We start from the raw sequence: 18732 nt of genomic DNA, 5'->3' as shown, positions 1-18732 counted from the left end.
TTACATGACAAAGAAGAACCATGGCACTGTCGGGACGAAATCGGTTTGGGCAGGGGAAGAGGAAGTACTCGTACATGGAGCAACGCAAGTTCCAGTCATTGTAAGTGTCGCTTATAACTATGACGATATGGATGAATGGTTTGATGTCGCAGTAGGTAAAAAGAAAGGCCATATTTATGGGAGAAACACGAATCCAACGGTGCAAGCTTTTGAAGAGAAGGTTCGTATATTAGAAGGGGCAGAAGCAGCGACGAGCTTTTCAACAGGCATGGCTGCAATCAGTAACACACTGTATACGATATTAAGGCCTGGTGATCGTGTTGTTTCTATTAAAGATACGTATGGAGGCACCAATAAAATTTTCACGGAATTTTTACCGAATATAAATGTGGATGTTGCACTCTGTGAAACTGGTGATCATGAAAAAATTGAAGCGGAAGTGGAGAAGGGGTGTAAAATACTCTATTTGGAAACCCCTACAAATCCCACCGTGAAAATAACGGATATTAAGCGGATGGCGAAAAAAGGGAAAGAAGCAGGTGCGATTGTCATCGTTGATAATACATTTGCAACGCCGATTAACCAGAACCCGCTCGAACTTGGTGCAGACCTTGTTCTTCATAGTGCAACCAAATTTTTAGGTGGTCATGCCGATGCCCTTGGTGGAGTCGTATGCGGGTCAAAGGAATTAATTGAACCGATCTTTCATTACCGAGAAATTAATGGTGCGACACTTGATCCATGGGCTGCCTATTTATTATTGCGAGGAATGAAGACGTTGAAATTGCGGGTTATCCAGCAGGAAAAAAATGCGATGGAGCTTGCGAAGTATTTAGAGAAAAAGGATCTCGTTAAAGATGTTTATTATCCGGGCTTAAAAACACATGTTAATCATGATATTGCAAAGAAACAAATGAAGGGGTTTGGCGGTATGCTCAGTTTTTCGCTAAAAGGCGAGATGGATGCAGTAAGGATTCTTCTTCCAAATCTAACTTATGCAAATCGTGCTGCCAATTTAGGGGCGGTCGAAACAACTTACGGACCAGCACGGACGACAAGTCATATAGAGTGTACACCAGAAGAAAGAGCCAAAATGGGGATTCCAGAAGGGCTCGTGCGGCTATCCGCAGGGATTGAAGATACAGAAGATTTAATTCAAGATTTGGAGCAAGCATTTGCCATTTTGGAAAAAAGTTCTGTATCACTTGGAAGTTAAGAGAAGGTGAGTCGCTTGAATAACCCAGAGCTACGCGATCGTGTTCAAAAAGTAACACCAAATATAAGCCGCTGGCGCAGACAGCTTCATGCCAATCCAGAACTGAGTTTTTTGGAATATCAAACCGCAAATTTTGTATATGAAAAGTTGACAGCAATTCAAGGGATGCGAGTTGAAAAGGGTGTGGGTGCAGAAACATCTGTGATTGGTACGTTATCACGTGGTGAAGGTCCGACAATTGCTATTCGTGCGGATATGGACGCCCTTCCGATTCGGGAAGAAACAGGACACGGTTTTGCTTCCAAAAATGAAGGTGTAATGCATGCCTGTGGTCATGACGCGCATACAGCAATCGTTATCGCGGTCGCCAAAATTTTTGGTGAAATCTGGAATACATCTTTGGATTTGCAAGGGACGGTTAAATTTATCTTTCAGCCAGCCGAAGAAGATATGGATGCGTTCGGAAAAAGCGGTGCACCTTATTTAATTGAAGCTGGAGTATTGGATGGGGTGGATTTTGTGCTAGCCCTGCATGTCGATCCGGAGTATGAAGTTGGGAATGTACGTGTTCATGATGGGTACAGCATGGCAAATGTCGATGTCTTTCAAGCGACGATTAAAGGTTCAGGAGGGCACGGGGCATATCCGCATCTTGGAACAGATCCAATTTGGATGTTGGGTCCTGTGCTGCAAGCCATCCATGGAATTGTGGCAAGAAATATTTCCCCGCTGGAAGCTGCGGTCATTAGTATCGGAGAGATAAAAGCAGGATCAAGAAGCAATATTATTCCGACAGAAGTTTTCTTACAAGGCACAATGCGAAGTTACACTCCTGAAGTGAGAGATGCTTTAATTCACCGCTTAAAAAATGCTTTTTCAATTGTCGAGTCATTCGGTGGTGCTTATACCTTCGAAACAACGAAGGGAGAGCCTGCATTATTTAATCATAAAGATGTTAACATTGTTCTGAAAAAATCTATACAGGAACTCTATCCCATGCTTGTGATAAATGACATTCCTTTTGGATTGGCAGGGGAAGATTTTTCCCATATGGCAAATACAGTACCTGGAGCAATGTTCTTTCTTGGCTGTGCGTATCTGGATGGAGTGAAACGCGATCTGCACACACCGACTTTTGATATTGATGAAAGCTGTTTATCAATTGGAGCGGCAATTATGACAAAAACGGTCTTAAACTTTCTAACCGGAAACACATAGTGCCTGTCACTCCCCGAATTTTGTCCTATTATGTCGAACTGACGTTAAAAAGCCCCGCCTTCTATTAGGCGGGGCTAAATTTATTTCATTTTTAATTAGTTAAAGGACTTTACTTCAATCGTATGTTTTCTAACTTCATCTATATTCACATCATAACCAATACCAGGTTTCGTTGGTAAATGTAACACGCCGTGCTGGGCAACAACTTCTGGTTCAATAATATCCTTGTCCCAATATCTGGAAGATGATGCCGTGTCACCTGGGAGGGTAAAGTTTGCAAGGGAAGTGATAGCAATATTATGTGCTCGTCCAATTCCGGATTCAAGCATGCCACCACACCACATCGGAATACCGGCCTTTTCACACAGGTCGTGAATTTTTTTCGCCTGCGTTAATCCGCCAACTCTGGCTATCTTCATATTTATAATTCTGCCACTACCAAGCTCGATTGCTTTTCTTGCATCATCATAGGAATGAATGCTTTCATCAAGACAAATCGGTGTTTTCAATTCTTTTTGCAATTTCGCATGATCGATCAGGTCACCGGCAGTTAATGGTTGCTCAATCATCATTAAATTAAATTGGTCCAATTGCTTCAATGTATCGATATCATCCAGTGTATATGCGGAATTCGCATCTACCATCAACGGAATATCGGGAAAGTGTTCACGAATGACTTTAACAACTTCGACATCTTTACCAGGTTTGATTTTAATTTTGATTCGCTTGTAACCTTCTTCTGTTTTTTGCTTAATATTCTCAAGCAGGGTATCGATATTCTCCTCAATTCCTAAACTGATTCCGACTTCAATCGTAGTACTATCTCCACCCAATGCCTCAGCTAATGTTATCCCTTTGGACTTCGCATATAAATCCCAAACTGCAGCATCAAGGGCCGACTTCGCTAGGTTGTTGCGTTTGTAGTGTTTGAAAAATTCCTGTAACTCATCGGGATGGTTGATTTCCTTGTTTAAAATAAGCGGAATAAGGAATTTATGAAGCATAATCCAGCTGGACTCTGTAAATTCTTCTATATACAGTGGCTGCTCAGAGGTGACGCATTCTCCCCATCCGGATAAGCCTTCTTCATTTTTAATTTCCACTAACAAAAACAATCGGTCATGTTCGGTCCCAAAGCTTGTCGTGAATGGGTTTTTCATTTTCATATTAACTTTATAGAGGTTGATTTCTGTTAATTTCATGTTCGTATGCTCCTTTTATTTTTTAGGCACTTTCTACTTTGCTGCTTTTTTAACCGTCGTATTTTCTATAAACTACGAAGTAACTGCTGGTTGATTTCTATACGTATGTAGAAACTTCGGCGACCGCTCTGGGAAATATACTTCGCTTTCCACGGGCGGCTGGTGAGCCCCTTCATGCTAACGCATTTCAGGGTCTCACCTATGCCTCTCTTCCCGTTGGAGTCTCCGTATATTTCCCAGAGCTAGTTAGACTTACCTTGAAATTACTACACTTGCGGATAGCTAACAGAGCATACAACTTCACCAGTCCGGGTGAGCGGCGGGCGGTGACTCCTGCGGGAAAAGCACGTATCCGAAGACCCCGCAGAGTGGGTTTCTCGAGGAGGCTGAGGCCGTGCCCGCGGAAAGCATCCGCCCAGAGCGATCCCGGACGTCGAGATAGCAGTTACTTCGCATTTTATCTCGACTACGAGGCAGATAACAATTGGTCCCCAATCCATCATAACTGCAAAGACCAAGAATAGGATACCAATTAAATACCAGATAAGTACTAATGGAAATGCAAATTTAATCCATTTCGTCCACGGTACACCAGTAATTACCAGAATTGCCAGATTTGCCATTTTGCTTATATCTAATTTGCACTAAATTATAATGAAGTTTATACTTCAAATCAATAGTGAATAAACAAATAATTCAAAAAGGTGAAATCATGAAAAATAATAATTATGTGAAAAAAAGAAGGGAAATGCTTCCAACCCGGATAATTAACCGTACAGAAGACCGCGGGAAAATACAACCAACATATAAATACTTTATAAAGGATGGCGAAATATAATGGGAAATACGATGGAACAAAAAGTGATAGACACCTTTCATTATTTACATAATCATGCAGAAATCAGCTGGGAAGAGTTTGAAACGACGAAGTATATCAAGAGCCTATTGGAAGAAAGTGGCTGTCGTGAAACTATTTTTGATGACTGTACAGGTGTAATTGGGGAGTATGGAAACTTTGATAAAAAATTACCAGTTGTAGGAATTCGCGCAGATATGGATGCATTATGGCAGGAAGTAGATGGCAAATATCAGGCAAACCATTCTTGTGGGCATGATGCACATATGGCAATGGTTTTAGGTGTATTATGGAAGCTTAGGCAAAATCCGGAGTTAACAGAAAAAATTGCCGTGAAATTTATTTTTCAACCTGCAGAGGAAAATGGTACAGGTGCCTTGAAAATGGTAGAGAAACAGGTTGTAGATAATGTGGATTATTTATTCGGTGTTCATGTAAGGCCTTCACAGGAAGCGAAAATGGGGCAAGCAACCCCTGTTATTGTTCACGGTGCTTCGAAAATGTACAGTGCTGACATTAAGGGGGATGATGCCCATGGAGCGAGACCTCATCTTAATCACAATGCGATAGAAATTGGAGCGCAAATTGTCAATATGATCAGCCAGATTCATCTCGATCCACGTGTACCACATTCGGTTAAAATGACTAAATTCCAGGCTGGTGGAAAAAACACAAATATCATCCCGGGGAATGCATCCTTTTCCCTTGATTTAAGAGCACAAAATAATAAATTAATCGCCCAATTAGAGAAAAAGGTCAATAGTATTTTTGAATCGATTCGTAATTTGTATGATGTAGATATTGATATTACGAATGTAGGTGGGATTGCTGCTGCGGAAACGAATGATGAAGCAATTTCCATTATGCGCCAATCAATTGAAGAAACAATTGGTAAGGAAAATACGAACCCGCCATTAATTACGCCGGGTGGAGATGATTTTCATTTTTATACGATAAAAAAACCTTCATTAAAAGCAACAATGTTAGGATTAGGTTGTGATCTCGAACCAGGATTACATCACCCTAGAATGGCGTTTAATGAGAAGGCATTGATAAATGGAGTAGATATTTTACATAAGGCTGTGTTAAATACGTATAAAATATGAGGAGTCTATATTTTGTGGAATTCAAATAAAAGTATAGAAATGCAGGGAAGGAATAGCTTGAGTCTATTCTCTTTCCTGCATTTTTTTGGTAATATGATAGAAAATAGTCTGAATTTGTCGAAATGAAGGGTTTTATAAACTAATGGAGGGTTAATCTTGCAAATCACAAGCAATCTAGGCCAGGAAATTATTAAACGAGTTTTAAAATATACGGAAATAGATATCAATATCATGGACAAGGATGGAAAGATTGTCGCAAGTACCGATTTGAGTAGAATAGGGGAAATTCATGCAGGTGCCGTTGAAGTATTACATACCAAACAGGAATTGATTATTGATGAACAGCTATTAACGGATTATCCGGGTACAAAACAAGGTGTCAATCTTCCAATAATAAATAATGAAAAAATATCGGGTGTCGTAGGTGTCAGTGGTAACCCGGAAGAAATGTATAAATTTACAGGAATTATTCTCACAGCTGTTGAAGTTGTCATGGAACAGCTCCATTTAGAAAGACAAGAATATTTTCAAGAAAGACAGTTGAGTTATTGGTTACAGCAATTATTACACCCTAGTAGTTTTAATCAAGCGGAATTAGAAGAAGCAGCTGATTATTCGCTTCAGGTTAACTTCCGATCGGATTGGAGAGTTATCGTACTATATGGGGAAATAGAGCATGATGTGTTGGAAATAATCAGAAGAGAAATTAAAAGTATGAAAATGGATACATTATTTACCATGCCCTTTTTTGAAAATGAAATCATTATAACGATTCCAGCAAGCTTCGATCGGGTGGAATATTTTAGTGAAATGCTATTGGGAATGATAGGTAAGGATTCCCAAATAGGGATTGGCGAAACAGGCTTTGGACTTCCTGGGATACGTAATTCCTATATGTTGGCAAAGCAGGCATTATCTTTTGCAGAGAGAGGTCAGAGAATATCCAATAGTGCGGATTGGAAATTGGAAAGACTAATCGCGGCAATTGACGAAAATGAGTACAAGCTTGTTAGTTCTGGGTATGAACAGTCATTAATTAAACTGGACGAAATTTATCTCGAAACCATCGATATCTTTCTGCATATGAATCTCTCTATCAAAAAAACTGCAGAAGATTTGCATGTTCACCGTAATACACTTATTTACAGACTCGACCAAATTTATAAAAAAGTTGGTCTGGAACCAAGGAAATTCCATGATGCATGTATTTTAAAGATTATTAGGAATAGACAACTTTGTGCAAATATACAAAAATAGTAGTTCAATTAGTAGATATCTTCAGATAATTACATAATTGTAAACGTTATCATTGTGTAGTTAAATGGTAATAAATAGAAAAGGGGATAGGCATGAATATAATTATCGCACCAGATTCATACAAAGGAAGTCTGACAGCATCAAAGGTAGCAGAGACAATGAAAAAAGCTGTTATAGATATTAATAATACCCATGCAGTTATGCTGAAACCGATGGCCGATGGCGGAGAGGGTACGATTGATGCGATGTTATCCTCTATTAAAGGAGAAAGGATTTCCATCGACTGTACGGGACCTTTGGGAGAAAAAATTACTACTTCCTACGCTATTTTGGATTCCAAGCAGGCAGTAATTGAGTTGGCAGCTATTTCAGGTCTTGTTCAGGTTCCAGCAGACAAAAGAAATCCTGACTATACAACCACTTACGGTCTCGGAGAAGTTATACGGGATGCGCTGAATAAGGGGTGTACTTCTATTATTATTGGTTTAGGTGGAAGCGCTACCAATGATGGTGGTTTAGGAATGCTGTTGGCTTTAGGAATGCAGGCATGGGATGAAAAAGGCAATAAGTTGAAAGGTTTTGGTGCGGATTTGCATCGGGTTAAGAAAGTTAGTTTTGCAGATTTAGATGTAAGAATTTCAGCTACTGACATTAAAGTAGCATGCGATGTGAATAATCCGCTTTGTGGAAGTGAAGGAGCCAGTGTCGTATATGGCCCCCAAAAAGGAGCAAGTAAGTCTCAAGTATATGAATATAATAAAAGCCTTGATGCATATGGAAGTTTAATAGAAAAAGCAACAAAAAAATCATTAAAAGACTTTCCTGGTGCAGGGGCTGCAGGTGGAGTTGGATTTGCATTACTTGCTATTGGAGCAGATCTTGTCTCAGGGGCAAAATTACTGGCGACGACGATGCGTTTGGAAGAGGCGATTAAAAATGCAGATATTGTCATCACAGGAGAAGGTCAAAGTGATGAACAGACATTATACGGTAAAGCACCAGGCCATGTTGCAATGTTAGCAAAGAAATATGAGGTACCGGTAGTTCTGGTGTCTGGAAGCCTTTCTGGAGACTTGAATATTTTAAGAGAAAGATTCTCCGGATGTTTTTCTATTATAAATAAACCCTTATCACTTGAGGAATGCATGGCACAAGCAGAGAGCTTGTTATATGAACAAACAAAACAAGTTATTCATTTTGCATCCTCAATTGCTAAGAGAAATTTAACTAAACGATAAGTGTATTGTTGTAATTTAAATACTTCACGAAATTATAGAGTTTATGATCTTTGGAGTATTAAATGCTATTTCACTTTGGTAAGCTGATAAATTACAAAAGAAAAGTGATATTTTTCAACAATATCTGACAAAAACCGGGAAGTGACAGGCACCAGGAAGCAAAAGAACCGTCCCCGTGCTTCCTCTGTTATAATGGGGGAGAAATTTACATCGTGAGAGTTATGGAGGAGTGATTCAATTGAATATAGCAACGATTGGTACGGGTAGTATTGTAGAGTTATTTTTGTCAGCTGTAGAAGAAGTTAATGGGATGCAATGTGTGGCGGTCTATTCCAGAAAAGAGGAGACGGCTGAGGCATTAGCGGATAAATTCGACATCTCGGCGATTTACACCGATATGAATGAAATGATGGAAAATACGGCGATTGATTTTGTTTATATCGCATCACCGAACAGTTTGCATTTTGAACAGGCATACCTTGCGCTTCGACATGGGAAAAATGTGATCGTTGAAAAGCCATTTACTTCAACTGCAAAAGAAGCGGAGCAGTTAATTGAGCTGGCGAGAGAAAAGCAGTTAATGATTTTTGAAGCCATTTCAACGATACATATGCCAAATTATCGATTAATCCGGGAGTATATTGGTAGTCTTGGCCCAATTAAGTTAATTCAATGTAATTACAGTCAGTTTTCCAGTAGATACGAAAAATTGATGAATGGTGAAACACCGAATGTTTTTAACCTTAAATTCTCCGGCGGTGCGTTAGCGGATATCAACATTTATAATTTGCATTTTGTGATGAACCTTTTCGGCGCTCCGGAATCAGTGAGTTATACAGCAAATAAGCATGAAAATGGGATTGATACCTCAGGTGTTGCAGTTATGAAGTATCCCGACTTTATTGCTGAATGTGTTGGTGCTAAGGATACACAGAGTATGAATTTTGCAATGATCCAGGGTGAAAAAGGCTATTTGAATGTCGTAAATGGCGCAAACGGCTGTCAGGAGGTTAATGTTACAATTGGCGACCGGGAAGTAAGGTTGAACGCGCAGACGAAATCGAACCGTCTCTATTATGAAGTGGCTGAAATCCAGAAGATTCATCAAGCAAAAGACTTTGAGCGATGCTATGATTTATTGGAATATACGAAGACGGTTGTTGAAGTTCTCGAAGCAGCACGAAAAGATGCCGGAATCATATACCCCGCTGACGAATAGGTGCCAAATCGGTGCCTGTCACTCCCCGGATTTTGTCAAACAATGTCGATATATCGTTCTATTCATTGAACTCTTTTTTAATTTCCGCTACGATAAACACATGGATTAGTGGAAGGAGAGGGACTTTGGATATTTTTGGATATACAATTGATGTCGGGGAAATACTTGAAGCGGTAATACCGGTTATCGGACAAATCATATTATTACTTATTTTGTATGCAATTATTGTCCCAATAGGTAAGAAACTCATTGAAAGAGCATTAAACAAGGCATCCTCCAGGCAGAAAACGTCACCTGGGCGAATGAAAACGCTGGAAAAACTATTAGTTAATTTATTTTCATATGTGATGATTTTTATATTAATTGTCATGCTCTTAACAACATTAGGAATTGAAATTGGTCCGATTATCGCTGGGGCTGGGGTGGTTGGACTTGCAATTGCATTTGGTGCACAAGGGCTTGTCAGTGATATTGTAACCGGATTTTTTGTACTATTGGAACGCCAAATCGAAGTGGATGACTATATTACGACCGCTGGCTATGACGGTATCGTCGAAGAAATCGGCTTGCGCACAACTAAAATAAGAAGCTTTGATGGAACGTTAAATTATGTGCCAAACCGCTATATAGAAGGGGTGGCGAATCACTCGCGTGGTAATATGCGCGCTCTCGTGGATATTGGCATCAGTTACAATATGGATATTGACCAGGCAATTAAAGTTTTGGAAAATATTTGCGCAGAATTCCAGCTGGATGAACGATTTAAGGATGGGCCAAATGCCATCGGTGTGCAAAGCTTAGGTTCTTCCGATGTTGTTCTCCGTGTCGTTGGCCAAACCGAAAATGGGTTGCAATGGGAATGCGAACGTGATATGAAAAAACGGATCAAAGAAATATTCGACCAACAAAACATCGAAATCCCATACCCGCACCAAGTCATCTTACAGAAATAGTTTTGGTGCCTGTCACTCCCCGAATTTTGTCGAATTTATCAATTGCTCGAACATAAAAAAGATCTCAGTTTTAAATCATAGCTGAGATCTTTTTTTACATCTTGCTGTTAATACATAAATAAATTATATACGTTGATTAAAATAATCATAAGAATCGTTACATTAAATATCATTTCAATCCGTTTATTGGAAAGTTTCCTTACGAGATTACTACCGATAAAGCCACCGATTATACCGCCAACAATCATGTAACCGATCATCGATAAGTCATAAGTCGCAAACCCTGTCGTAAATGCTAATAAGACGAGTGCAGACAGCTGTGAAAAGAATATGATAAATGTGGAATTTACAACTGCATTCTTCGCATTCATCGAAAAAAGCAAATAGAGGACAGCGACATTTAGTGGTCCGCCTCCAATGCCCAAAAAGGAGGAAATTGCACCTAATAGAATCCCAACCGCCAATATAATACCTTTGTTATGCAGGTGGTAGGCTTTTATCAGTCCTTTATATCTCATGTATATAAAAATGATAATTAAAATGATGGCTAATAACCCAGATTGAAGCATGCCAATTACATTCGTTGCACTGATTTCAATAACTAAAAAATTAAATAGACCTTTTCCCAAAAAGCCTCCTATGATCGACCCTATCGCAATAAGCAATCCAATCGTCTTATCAATCTTAGCATCCATGTTTCTTACTTCAATTAAGGATACGGTAGCCATTGATAAAACAGTAGCAGCTGATAAAACGCCAATTGTTGCCAAGTCATAATGACCAAATAAATCAAGCACAGGTTTTATAATGATTCCGCCGCCTAATCCAGCCATAGCACCCAACAATGAAGCAGTAATACCGATTAAAAAGTATAAAATAAATATCATAATCATCTCCAACTAACACAAATAAAAATTTACCACATTAACTATACCATTAATCGGTGCCTGTCACTCCCCGAATTTTGTCGAATTTACCTCATAAAAAAGGAATCAGAGATATTATTCCCGATTCCTTGCAATTTGAATAATATTTTTCAAGAGAAATAACAAAGGTCGAACTATTTTGCATAGACAGAGTCCACAATCGTTCGTTTAAAAGGATTTCCTTCTTTAGTGATACCAGCTATGTCCACGGTGACGTTATAGACGGTATCGGATTTTTTGAGATCCAATTTTTGAGAAAGATTGGATTTCCCTTTGACTGTCCATTGTTTTTCATTTTGAGGATTTCTTGTTTCTGTTACATGATAGGTTGCAGTTAAGGTATCCTCGTCAAACAGATCTGCATCCATGTTTATATGGTAAAGATCATCCTGCGTGATAAAGTTTTGCGCCACATTGGTTTGTAAATATGGATTCGTTTTAAAGTCTGCTACCAATAGGTACGCATTGTCATTCTTACTCGAAAGCATTTCCAGCTGCCACTCTCCAGATTCTGGTTTATCAATTTTCATCGTGTAACTATGGGCCCCTTTAAAAATTCCTTCATCGAGACGGCTCTGCTGCACATTTGCTTGCACCTTTTTCCCGGATGATTTGGTAATTTTAAACGTGGAAATCGGTTCAGCGGTTAACAGGTTAAGTGTTAGTTTTTTAACATTTTCCTCCACTTCCACCATAAGAGCTTCTTTATTCGCTAGTGGACCGCCCTGAACCCACTGATTGTAATCAGGGGGAATTGCCTCGCTATGACCACCGGCAATCGAGAAATCATCGCTGTCTATTAAATGATCTCCAGCAAGATAATTTTCAAACACCGAAAATGTCATTCCTGTCCGAACCGTTGAATGATCCCATTCTCCAATTGCCAGTTCAAAACCGCCAGGAAGATTGCTGCTAGCTGCAGTGACGACGCCATCATTCGGTCCATACCCGGATAAATATACTCCCCCAAACCAATTAGAGGAAAATATACTTCCCCAATCAGTCCCACCAAGCGTAAAATAGTTGTTACGATAGGCATCGGGATTAGAGTCTGTCATCGACCGGAAGTTTTCCATGTAAGCCATCTGCATGGACGCAGTTCCTTCCCCTTGCATTCCAATCAAATCAGCAAGCCATCCTGCCTCAGAGCTATACGCCAGATCGGCCAGCTGTGAGCCATGATGTGGGCTGGATAACGTAATGACATTGTCGACATAGTCGGAGGCGCCATAATAGGTAAGCGCCGTTTGTGAATCCACACCTCCCTTACTATGCGCCACAATGGTTATATCTTTTCCGCTAAAGTGATTGGAAATCTCCTGAATCTTACTAGCTAGTAAACTTCCATTATCCCACATATCAGCGTTCTCGCCACCTGCATCATGCAGTTGAACAAAAGCAGTTTGATAGCCTGCTTGATAAGCGGTTTGATACATATCGTTATCTTCCCAAAATACTTGTGCAACGCTGTTTAATCCGGGAACAAATAGCAACACAGGAGTATCGGGCTGCAAATTCTCAGGTGTTTGCCCAATATACCATGCACCTGGCGTTTCCTCATTTCCATTTCCTGCTTTTCCCATCGTTGAAAACCCTGAAGATTCTTCCGCTAATACAGGCCTATCTGCTACATTTCCTGTATCCGTTTTAGCTAAAACCTGTGATGGAGAATGGAGCCCAATTGCCAGTACACTCAATAAACTAAGCATAAAAACACTCCTTAAGCTTTTCATTTTTTTCTCTCCCTTAAATAATTAATTATAGAGACATCATAAAAAAATGATGGGATTTTAAAAAAGCTCGGGTTTGTGTGATTTTCTTGAAGGTTTGTATGTGAAGTAAGTGATTCTTGGATGGGGTATCCTTAAGATGAAATTATAGATTACTAATATTAATTATATCGTAATTTTGCCTTGAATTTTATTAATTAAATACATAAAGTTTAAAACTCTACTATGGTCGTGATTCCTAATATGTAAATGAATAGAAGGTCTATCAACAAAAAGCTGAAAACGGATATGATATTTAAAAAAGCGATAGGAAGGAACTAGGGAAAAATAAATGTAAAGTACCGGCGTTTTAGATGAATGGGGAATGATTGTAAGATAGTAGGAGAAAGTAATTCAGCAAATTTTCTGGCGTAAGTTCCTTTTCTTTTTACAACAGTTTGAAGCCTCGACAAATTGTGACAAAAACCGGGGAGTGACAGGCACTGTTCGGTTTTGGGGATTTTGATTTTGGGTTTGGAGGGTTGTAATAAAACCGTCCAGCTAGTATAGTAAAATTAAAATTCATCGGAAGTAGGTGTAATGATCATGGGAAGAAATTCTCGCAAATTGGATATATTGGATGCTGCTTCAAAGATTGTAAATGATCGCGGAATCTTTAATTTGACTTTGGATGCGGTTGCGGCTGAAGCAGGGTTTAGTAAAGGTGGGCTACTCTATCATTATCCTTCAAAAGAAGCGCTCGTAAAGGGAATGGTGGAACATTTATCTGAAAATTACCAACAAAAGGTTACAGCAGATATGGAAAAAGATCCGGAAGATAAAGGGAAATGGATACGTGCCTATGTCAATGTGACGTTTAATCGGGCAAATGAGAATAAAAGTAGAAATGCAGTTCTACTTGCAGCGAAAGCAGTGGATGCTGAATTACTGGACCCAATTAGAGACGTGTACGAAGACTGGAGGGAACAGCTAGAAAATGATGGCATTGATCCAATGAAAGCAACGCTTATTCAGTTGGCAGCAGATGGAATTTGGCTTTCTGAGTTATTTGATATTAATCGGATGGAAGAAGAGAAAAAAGAAGAAGTTTTTCAATCCTTAATGGAATGGGCAAAAAGTAACAACTAAAAATGGAAATCTTTCGTTTTTGAACCATCCTCAATTGTTCATTCGCGAAAGATTTTTTTGTTTGTTTTTTTAACTATTGGGTCCAAATCACCGAATTATTCAATTTAATTATAAATTCTTTGAAGCCATACAGCATCTAGGTTGGAAGTCCTTGAAACACATTGAATCCGCTCTGTTGCCTTGAAAGGAAACAGGTATAATGTTATAGTTTCAAATGTATTTCTAAACCGTCCGGATGGTAAAGTAAAAATTAAATAATTAAAAATACATGGAGGTTTTACAATGAAAAAGGTTCTACTTACTGCAGCAGTAACTGGTGCGGGTGATACTTCAGCTAAAAGCAGCCATGTACCTGTGACGCCGAAGGAAATTGCAGATTCTGCCATCGCTTCAGCGAAAGCAGGTGCGACTGTAGCACATATCCATGCACGGGATCCAAAAACAGGCGGAATCAGTCATGACATCGAACATTACCGTGAAATTGTTGATCGAATTAGGGATTCAGAAACCGATGTGGTGATCAACATTACAGCAGGTGGTGGTGGTGATTTCATTCCAAGCCTCGACACACCAGCAATGGGAGGTACTGGTACGTTCATTCAGACGCCGGAAGAAAGACATCATCCGGTTGGAGAATTACTTCCTGAAATGTGCACATTGGATTGTGGAAGCATTAACTTTGGTAATATGATTTATTTGAGCCCAACAGATTGGCTCGAACAACAGGCAAAGCTAATTCAAGATAGCGGCGTAAAACCAGAAATGGAATGCTTTGATACGGGTCACTTGAGCTATGCGAAACATTTGATTGATCAAGGTCTTATTGATGGAGACCCGATGTTTCAATTTTGCCTTGGTATTCCGTGGGGAGCTGAGGCAGATGCAGAGACAATGTTATATATGAAAAATCGTCTACCGCAAAATGCAACCTGGTCCGCATTTGGAATTGGCCGGATGCAGTTGCCAATCGCATTACAAACAGCTCTCCTTGGCGGAAATGTTCGTGTTGGCCTCGAGGATAATCTGTACTTGGAAAAAGGCGTACTCGCAAGCAATGAACAATTGGTGGATAAGACAGTTACCATGCTTGCTCAAAATAACATCGGAATCATGTCACCAGCAGAAGCTCGTGAACAGTATGGACTACGTAAGGTAAAATAGGAGGATTATTAGATGAATAAGGAAATAAAAAACATTGCCATTATTGGTACAGGAGTTATCGGTAACGGGTGGATAGCACGTTTTATAGCAAAAGGCTACAACGTAACAGCGTTTGATCTTGCAGAAGGTGCCGAAGAGCGTACAAGAGCAATGTTAAACAGAGTTTGGCCTTCCTTAAAGGAACTTGGTATCAGTGACATTGCTTCACAAGATAACTTGTCCTTTGTAACGACATTGGAAGAAGCTGTAGCAACTGCCGATTACGTCCAGGAAAACGTACCGGAAAGAGAAGAATTGAAAAAAAGCGTACTACAATCCATTGATGCAAATACAAATCCAAACGTCATTATTGGCTCGAGTACTTCTGGTATTATGCCAAGTACATTGCAGGATGGATTGAAAAATCCGGAGCGCTTGATTGTAGCACATCCTTTTAATCCGGTTTATATTCTTCCATTGGTTGAAATTGTTGGAGGAGAAAAAACGAGCAAAGAAACAATTGAAAGAGCAGATGCATTGTTAACGGCTATCGCAATGAAGCCACTGATTGTTACAAAAGAAATTGAAGGTCATATAGCAGATCGCCTAATGGAAGCACTTTGGCGCGAAGCACTTCACCTCGTTAATGATGGGATTGCGACGACAGAAGAAGTAGATAAAGCAATTATTTATGGTGCAGGACTTCGCTGGGCACAAATGGGGCCATTTATGACATTCCACCTTGCTGGGGGAGATGCAGGTATGCGCCATATGCTTGAACAATTTGGTCCTGCATTGAAACTACCGTGGACGAAGCTCGAAGCACCAGAATTAACAGATGAATTGAAGGAACGTGTAATTACGGGTTCTGAAAAAAGTGCCGGAAATCTGTCTGTTGCAGAATTAGAAGAAAAACGAAATGAATTTTTAGTTAAACAATTGGAATTAGTAGCAGATTACTGGCCGGTATTTAGTAATAAATCAGAATAGGTGGGGAAATTTATGAATCATACATTTTTTGACTATTCATGCCATGTTTCATCTGAATGGGTCGATTATAACGGCCATATGAATGATGCTGAATATGCGAAGGTTTTCAGTCTTGCTTTGGACAAATGGATAGAAGAAATTGGTCTGGATGCAAAGGCAAGGGAACACTATAACTATACGATTTTCACATTGGAGACCCATCTTTGCTACTTACAGGAAGCACATGAAAAAGAAAAACTCACGGTAAATCTCCAACTCTTGGATATAGATGCGAAAAGAGTGCATGCAATCTTTCTAATGAATAATCAGAATGGACAATTGATTGCAACGAGCGAGCAAATGTTGATGGGGATGGATACAACGATTAATCGCCCAGCTCCATTTCCAGAAACCATAAATGAAAAAATTAGCGCGTTATATAAGCATCATGAAAGATTAGAGTGTCCCAAACAAGCGGGACGCACAATTGGAATAAAACGATAGTGATTTTTGACAGCAGGAAAAGAGGGGATATGAAGCATGAATAAGATTGAAGTGAAAAATCTAACGAAAATTTTTGGTTCCCATCCTCAACAAGGTCTTAAACGGATGAAGAATGGAGAATCCAAAGAGGATATTCTGAAAAAAACAGGCATGACAGTGGGAGTTAGCCAAGCTAATTTCGCGGTGAAGCCTGGTGAAATCTTTGTTATTATGGGACTTTCTGGGAGTGGTAAATCCACTTTGATTCGATTGGTCAATCGGTTAATCGAATCGACCAGTGGAGAAGTTTATATTGATGGGGAAGATATTACGAAAATGGATAAAAATAAACTTATTGATACCCGTCGTAAAAAGCTTGCCATGGTGTTTCAAAAATTTGGTTTATTACCTCATCGTACCGTATTAAATAATGTAGCCTATGGTTTGGAATTACAAGGGATTAAAAAAGAAGAACGTGAAAAAGTAGCTGCAAAAACAATTCAGGACGTTGGACTCAAAGGGTATGAAGACAGCTACCCAAGTCAGTTAAGTGGTGGAATGCAGCAGCGTGTTGGTCTTGCAAGGGCATTGACGAATGATAGTGATATTCTGTTAATGGATGAAGCGTTCAGTGCACTCGATCCAATTATTCGTAAAGAAATGCAGGATGAGTTAATCCGATTGCAGTCAAAACTGGAAAAAACAGTGCTATTCATTACGCATGATCTTGATGAAGCTTTAAAGCTTGGAGATCGTATTGCAATTATGAAAGACGGAGAAATTGTTCAAGTTGGAACACCTGAAGAAATTCTCGAGAATCCGGCCAATGACTATGTTTCCAGCTTTGTTAAAGATGTAGATCGTTCGAAGGTTCTCGATGCCAGTGTTGTCATGAAGAAACCAGAAGTACTCGTTACGTATAAAGATGGATTGCGCGTAGCAGTAAGAAAGATGGAAGAAGTCGGGGCATCAAGTATCTTTGTTGTGGACAAAGAAAAGAACTTTAAAGGCCTGTTAACGATTGATGATGCTATCCGTGCTTATAATGAAGGTGTACCAATGGAAGACGTACTTGTAGACAATGTTTCCGTGACCACTCCAGATACATTGCTGAATGATCTTGTCGGAATAGCGGCAGAAGCTAAATATCCAATAGCGGTTATAGATGAAGGAAAATTAAGTGGGATCGTCTCCCGTGTATCCATCCTTTCAGGTCTTGTGCTTGGTAAGGAAAAAGAGGAGGAAACAGAATGAATTATTTTAACTTCCCGCTCGAGGATATAACGAATGATTTTGTAAATAATTGGTTGCTTCCAAATTTCAGTGGTTTTTTTGATGAAATTAGTGATATACTCAGCTCATTTATTAATTCTGTCACAAATGTTTTAATTGCATCACCAGCCGAAATTATTGCAGTGATTTTTATTTTGATTGCCTGGTGGATATCTGGAAAAGGTGTTGCTCTTTTCGCCCTTATTGGTTTCCTATTTATCGGGTCAGTTGATTTATTTGAAGAGTCCATGCAGACACTGGCAATCGTCATTGTTTCTACAGTGATATCCGTCCTATTCGGTGTGCCGGTTGGTATCTTAAGTGCGACCAATTCAATCGTCGATAAAATCGTGCGGCCAATTTTGGACTTTATGCAGACATTACCAATTTTTGTATATTTGATTCCTTCCATTTTATTATTTGGTTTGGGAGGTGTGCCAGCAGTGATCGCTACATTTGTATTTGCTGCACCACCTGCTGTAAGAATGACCAGTCTTGGAATTAAACAAGTACCTGAAGAAGTGGTAGAGGCTTCTCGGGCTTATGGTTCAACAGCGAAACAATTATTATTAAAGGTGCAATTGCCACTGGCGATGCCAACGATTATGGCTGGTGTCAATCAAACGATTATGCTTGCCTTATCCATGGCAGTTGTTGCATCTATGATCGGTGCACCGGGACTTGGTTCTACCGTTCTTACCGGAATTTCTCAGGTGAATGTTGGACTTGGATTAACTGGTGGATTAGCGATTGTTGTATTGGCAATCTTGTTGGATCGTATTACTCAAGGAATTACAAAAAAAGTTTAACGTGAGGAGA

Annotated in this window: 16 protein-coding genes; 13 read left to right on the top strand and 3 right to left on the bottom strand. The window is 39.5% G+C overall.

What is annotated here, in order from left to right; translation table 11 throughout:
- Positions 1-4 precede the first annotated feature (4 nt).
- A complete protein-coding gene (locus ACFOUV_RS07050; RefSeq protein WP_379496079.1) occupies positions 5-1216 on the top strand; it encodes a cystathionine gamma-synthase family protein in 1212 nt (403 codons plus the stop codon).
- A gap of 6 nt (positions 1217-1222) precedes the next feature.
- Positions 1223-2434 (top strand): M20 metallopeptidase family protein, encoded by a 1212-nt coding sequence (locus tag ACFOUV_RS07045; RefSeq protein WP_379496078.1) that lies wholly within the window; start codon positions 1223-1225, stop codon positions 2432-2434.
- A 95-nt stretch (positions 2435-2529) separates the two neighbouring features.
- Here ACFOUV_RS07045 and menC read toward each other — a convergent pair whose 3' ends face one another.
- A complete protein-coding gene (gene menC / locus ACFOUV_RS07040) occupies positions 2530-3636 on the bottom strand; it encodes an o-succinylbenzoate synthase (RefSeq protein ID WP_379496077.1) in 1107 nt (368 codons plus the stop codon).
- Positions 3637-4473: 837 nt separating this feature from the next.
- On the opposite strand from menC, the gene ACFOUV_RS07035 reads away from it, so the two are divergent.
- The 5 genes from ACFOUV_RS07035 (at position 4474) to ACFOUV_RS07015 (ending at position 10265) form a co-directional block, all read left to right on the top strand.
- The gene (locus ACFOUV_RS07035) at positions 4474-5598 is read left to right on the top strand and encodes a M20 peptidase aminoacylase family protein (protein WP_379496076.1); all 1125 of its coding nucleotides are present in this window, start codon (positions 4474-4476) and stop codon (positions 5596-5598) included.
- Positions 5599-5754: 156 nt separating this feature from the next.
- Entirely contained in the window at positions 5755-6855 is a 1101-nt protein-coding gene (locus tag ACFOUV_RS07030; protein ID WP_379496075.1) for a CdaR family transcriptional regulator, read from the top strand.
- 92 nt (positions 6856-6947) lie between these two features.
- Positions 6948-8093 (top strand): glycerate kinase, encoded by a 1146-nt coding sequence (locus ACFOUV_RS07025; protein WP_379496074.1) that lies wholly within the window; start codon positions 6948-6950, stop codon positions 8091-8093.
- Between the two features lie 238 nt (positions 8094-8331).
- A complete protein-coding gene (locus ACFOUV_RS07020; protein WP_379496073.1) occupies positions 8332-9312 on the top strand; it encodes a Gfo/Idh/MocA family protein in 981 nt (326 codons plus the stop codon).
- 125 nt (positions 9313-9437) lie between these two features.
- Positions 9438-10265 (top strand): mechanosensitive ion channel family protein, encoded by an 828-nt coding sequence (locus ACFOUV_RS07015; protein ID WP_379496072.1) that lies wholly within the window; start codon positions 9438-9440, stop codon positions 10263-10265.
- Positions 10266-10372: 107 nt separating this feature from the next.
- Here the strand turns inward: ACFOUV_RS07015 and ACFOUV_RS07010 are convergent, their stop codons facing one another.
- The gene (locus ACFOUV_RS07010; RefSeq protein ID WP_379496071.1) at positions 10373-11152 is read right to left on the bottom strand and encodes a TSUP family transporter; all 780 of its coding nucleotides are present in this window, start codon (positions 11150-11152) and stop codon (positions 10373-10375) included.
- A 173-nt stretch (positions 11153-11325) separates the two neighbouring features.
- Entirely contained in the window at positions 11326-12900 is a 1575-nt protein-coding gene (locus ACFOUV_RS07005) for an esterase/lipase family protein (RefSeq protein WP_379496070.1), read from the bottom strand.
- A gap of 606 nt (positions 12901-13506) precedes the next feature.
- On the opposite strand from ACFOUV_RS07005, the gene ACFOUV_RS07000 reads away from it, so the two are divergent.
- The 6 genes from ACFOUV_RS07000 to ACFOUV_RS06975 all read left to right on the top strand — a co-directional run bounded on the left by ACFOUV_RS07000 (position 13507) and on the right by ACFOUV_RS06975 (position 18722).
- On the top strand, positions 13507-14049 hold the full coding sequence (locus ACFOUV_RS07000; protein ID WP_379496069.1) for a TetR/AcrR family transcriptional regulator: 543 nt from the start codon (positions 13507-13509) through the stop codon (positions 14047-14049).
- A 282-nt stretch (positions 14050-14331) separates the two neighbouring features.
- Positions 14332-15210 (top strand): BKACE family enzyme, encoded by an 879-nt coding sequence (locus tag ACFOUV_RS06995; RefSeq protein WP_379496068.1) that lies wholly within the window; start codon positions 14332-14334, stop codon positions 15208-15210.
- Between the two features lie 12 nt (positions 15211-15222).
- A complete protein-coding gene (locus tag ACFOUV_RS06990; RefSeq protein ID WP_379496067.1) occupies positions 15223-16179 on the top strand; it encodes a 3-hydroxyacyl-CoA dehydrogenase NAD-binding domain-containing protein in 957 nt (318 codons plus the stop codon).
- Between the two features lie 12 nt (positions 16180-16191).
- A complete protein-coding gene (locus tag ACFOUV_RS06985) occupies positions 16192-16662 on the top strand; it encodes a thioesterase family protein (RefSeq protein ID WP_379496066.1) in 471 nt (156 codons plus the stop codon).
- Between the two features lie 36 nt (positions 16663-16698).
- Positions 16699-17895, top strand: coding sequence for a quaternary amine ABC transporter ATP-binding protein (locus tag ACFOUV_RS06980; protein WP_379496065.1), 1197 nt, complete (start codon positions 16699-16701; stop codon positions 17893-17895).
- On the top strand, positions 17892-18722 hold the full coding sequence (locus tag ACFOUV_RS06975) for an ABC transporter permease (protein ID WP_379496064.1): 831 nt from the start codon (positions 17892-17894) through the stop codon (positions 18720-18722). The genes ACFOUV_RS06980 and ACFOUV_RS06975 overlap by 4 nt, the downstream gene beginning before the upstream one ends.
- Positions 18723-18732: the final 10 nt, after the last annotated feature.

It is taken from the genome of Oceanobacillus longus (assembly GCF_042650085.1).
GTDB lineage: Bacteria > Bacillota > Bacilli > Bacillales > Amphibacillaceae > Oceanobacillus > Oceanobacillus longus.
Note: the sequence above shows the minus strand (reverse complement) of the source record. Positions and strands in the feature narration are given on the sequence as shown.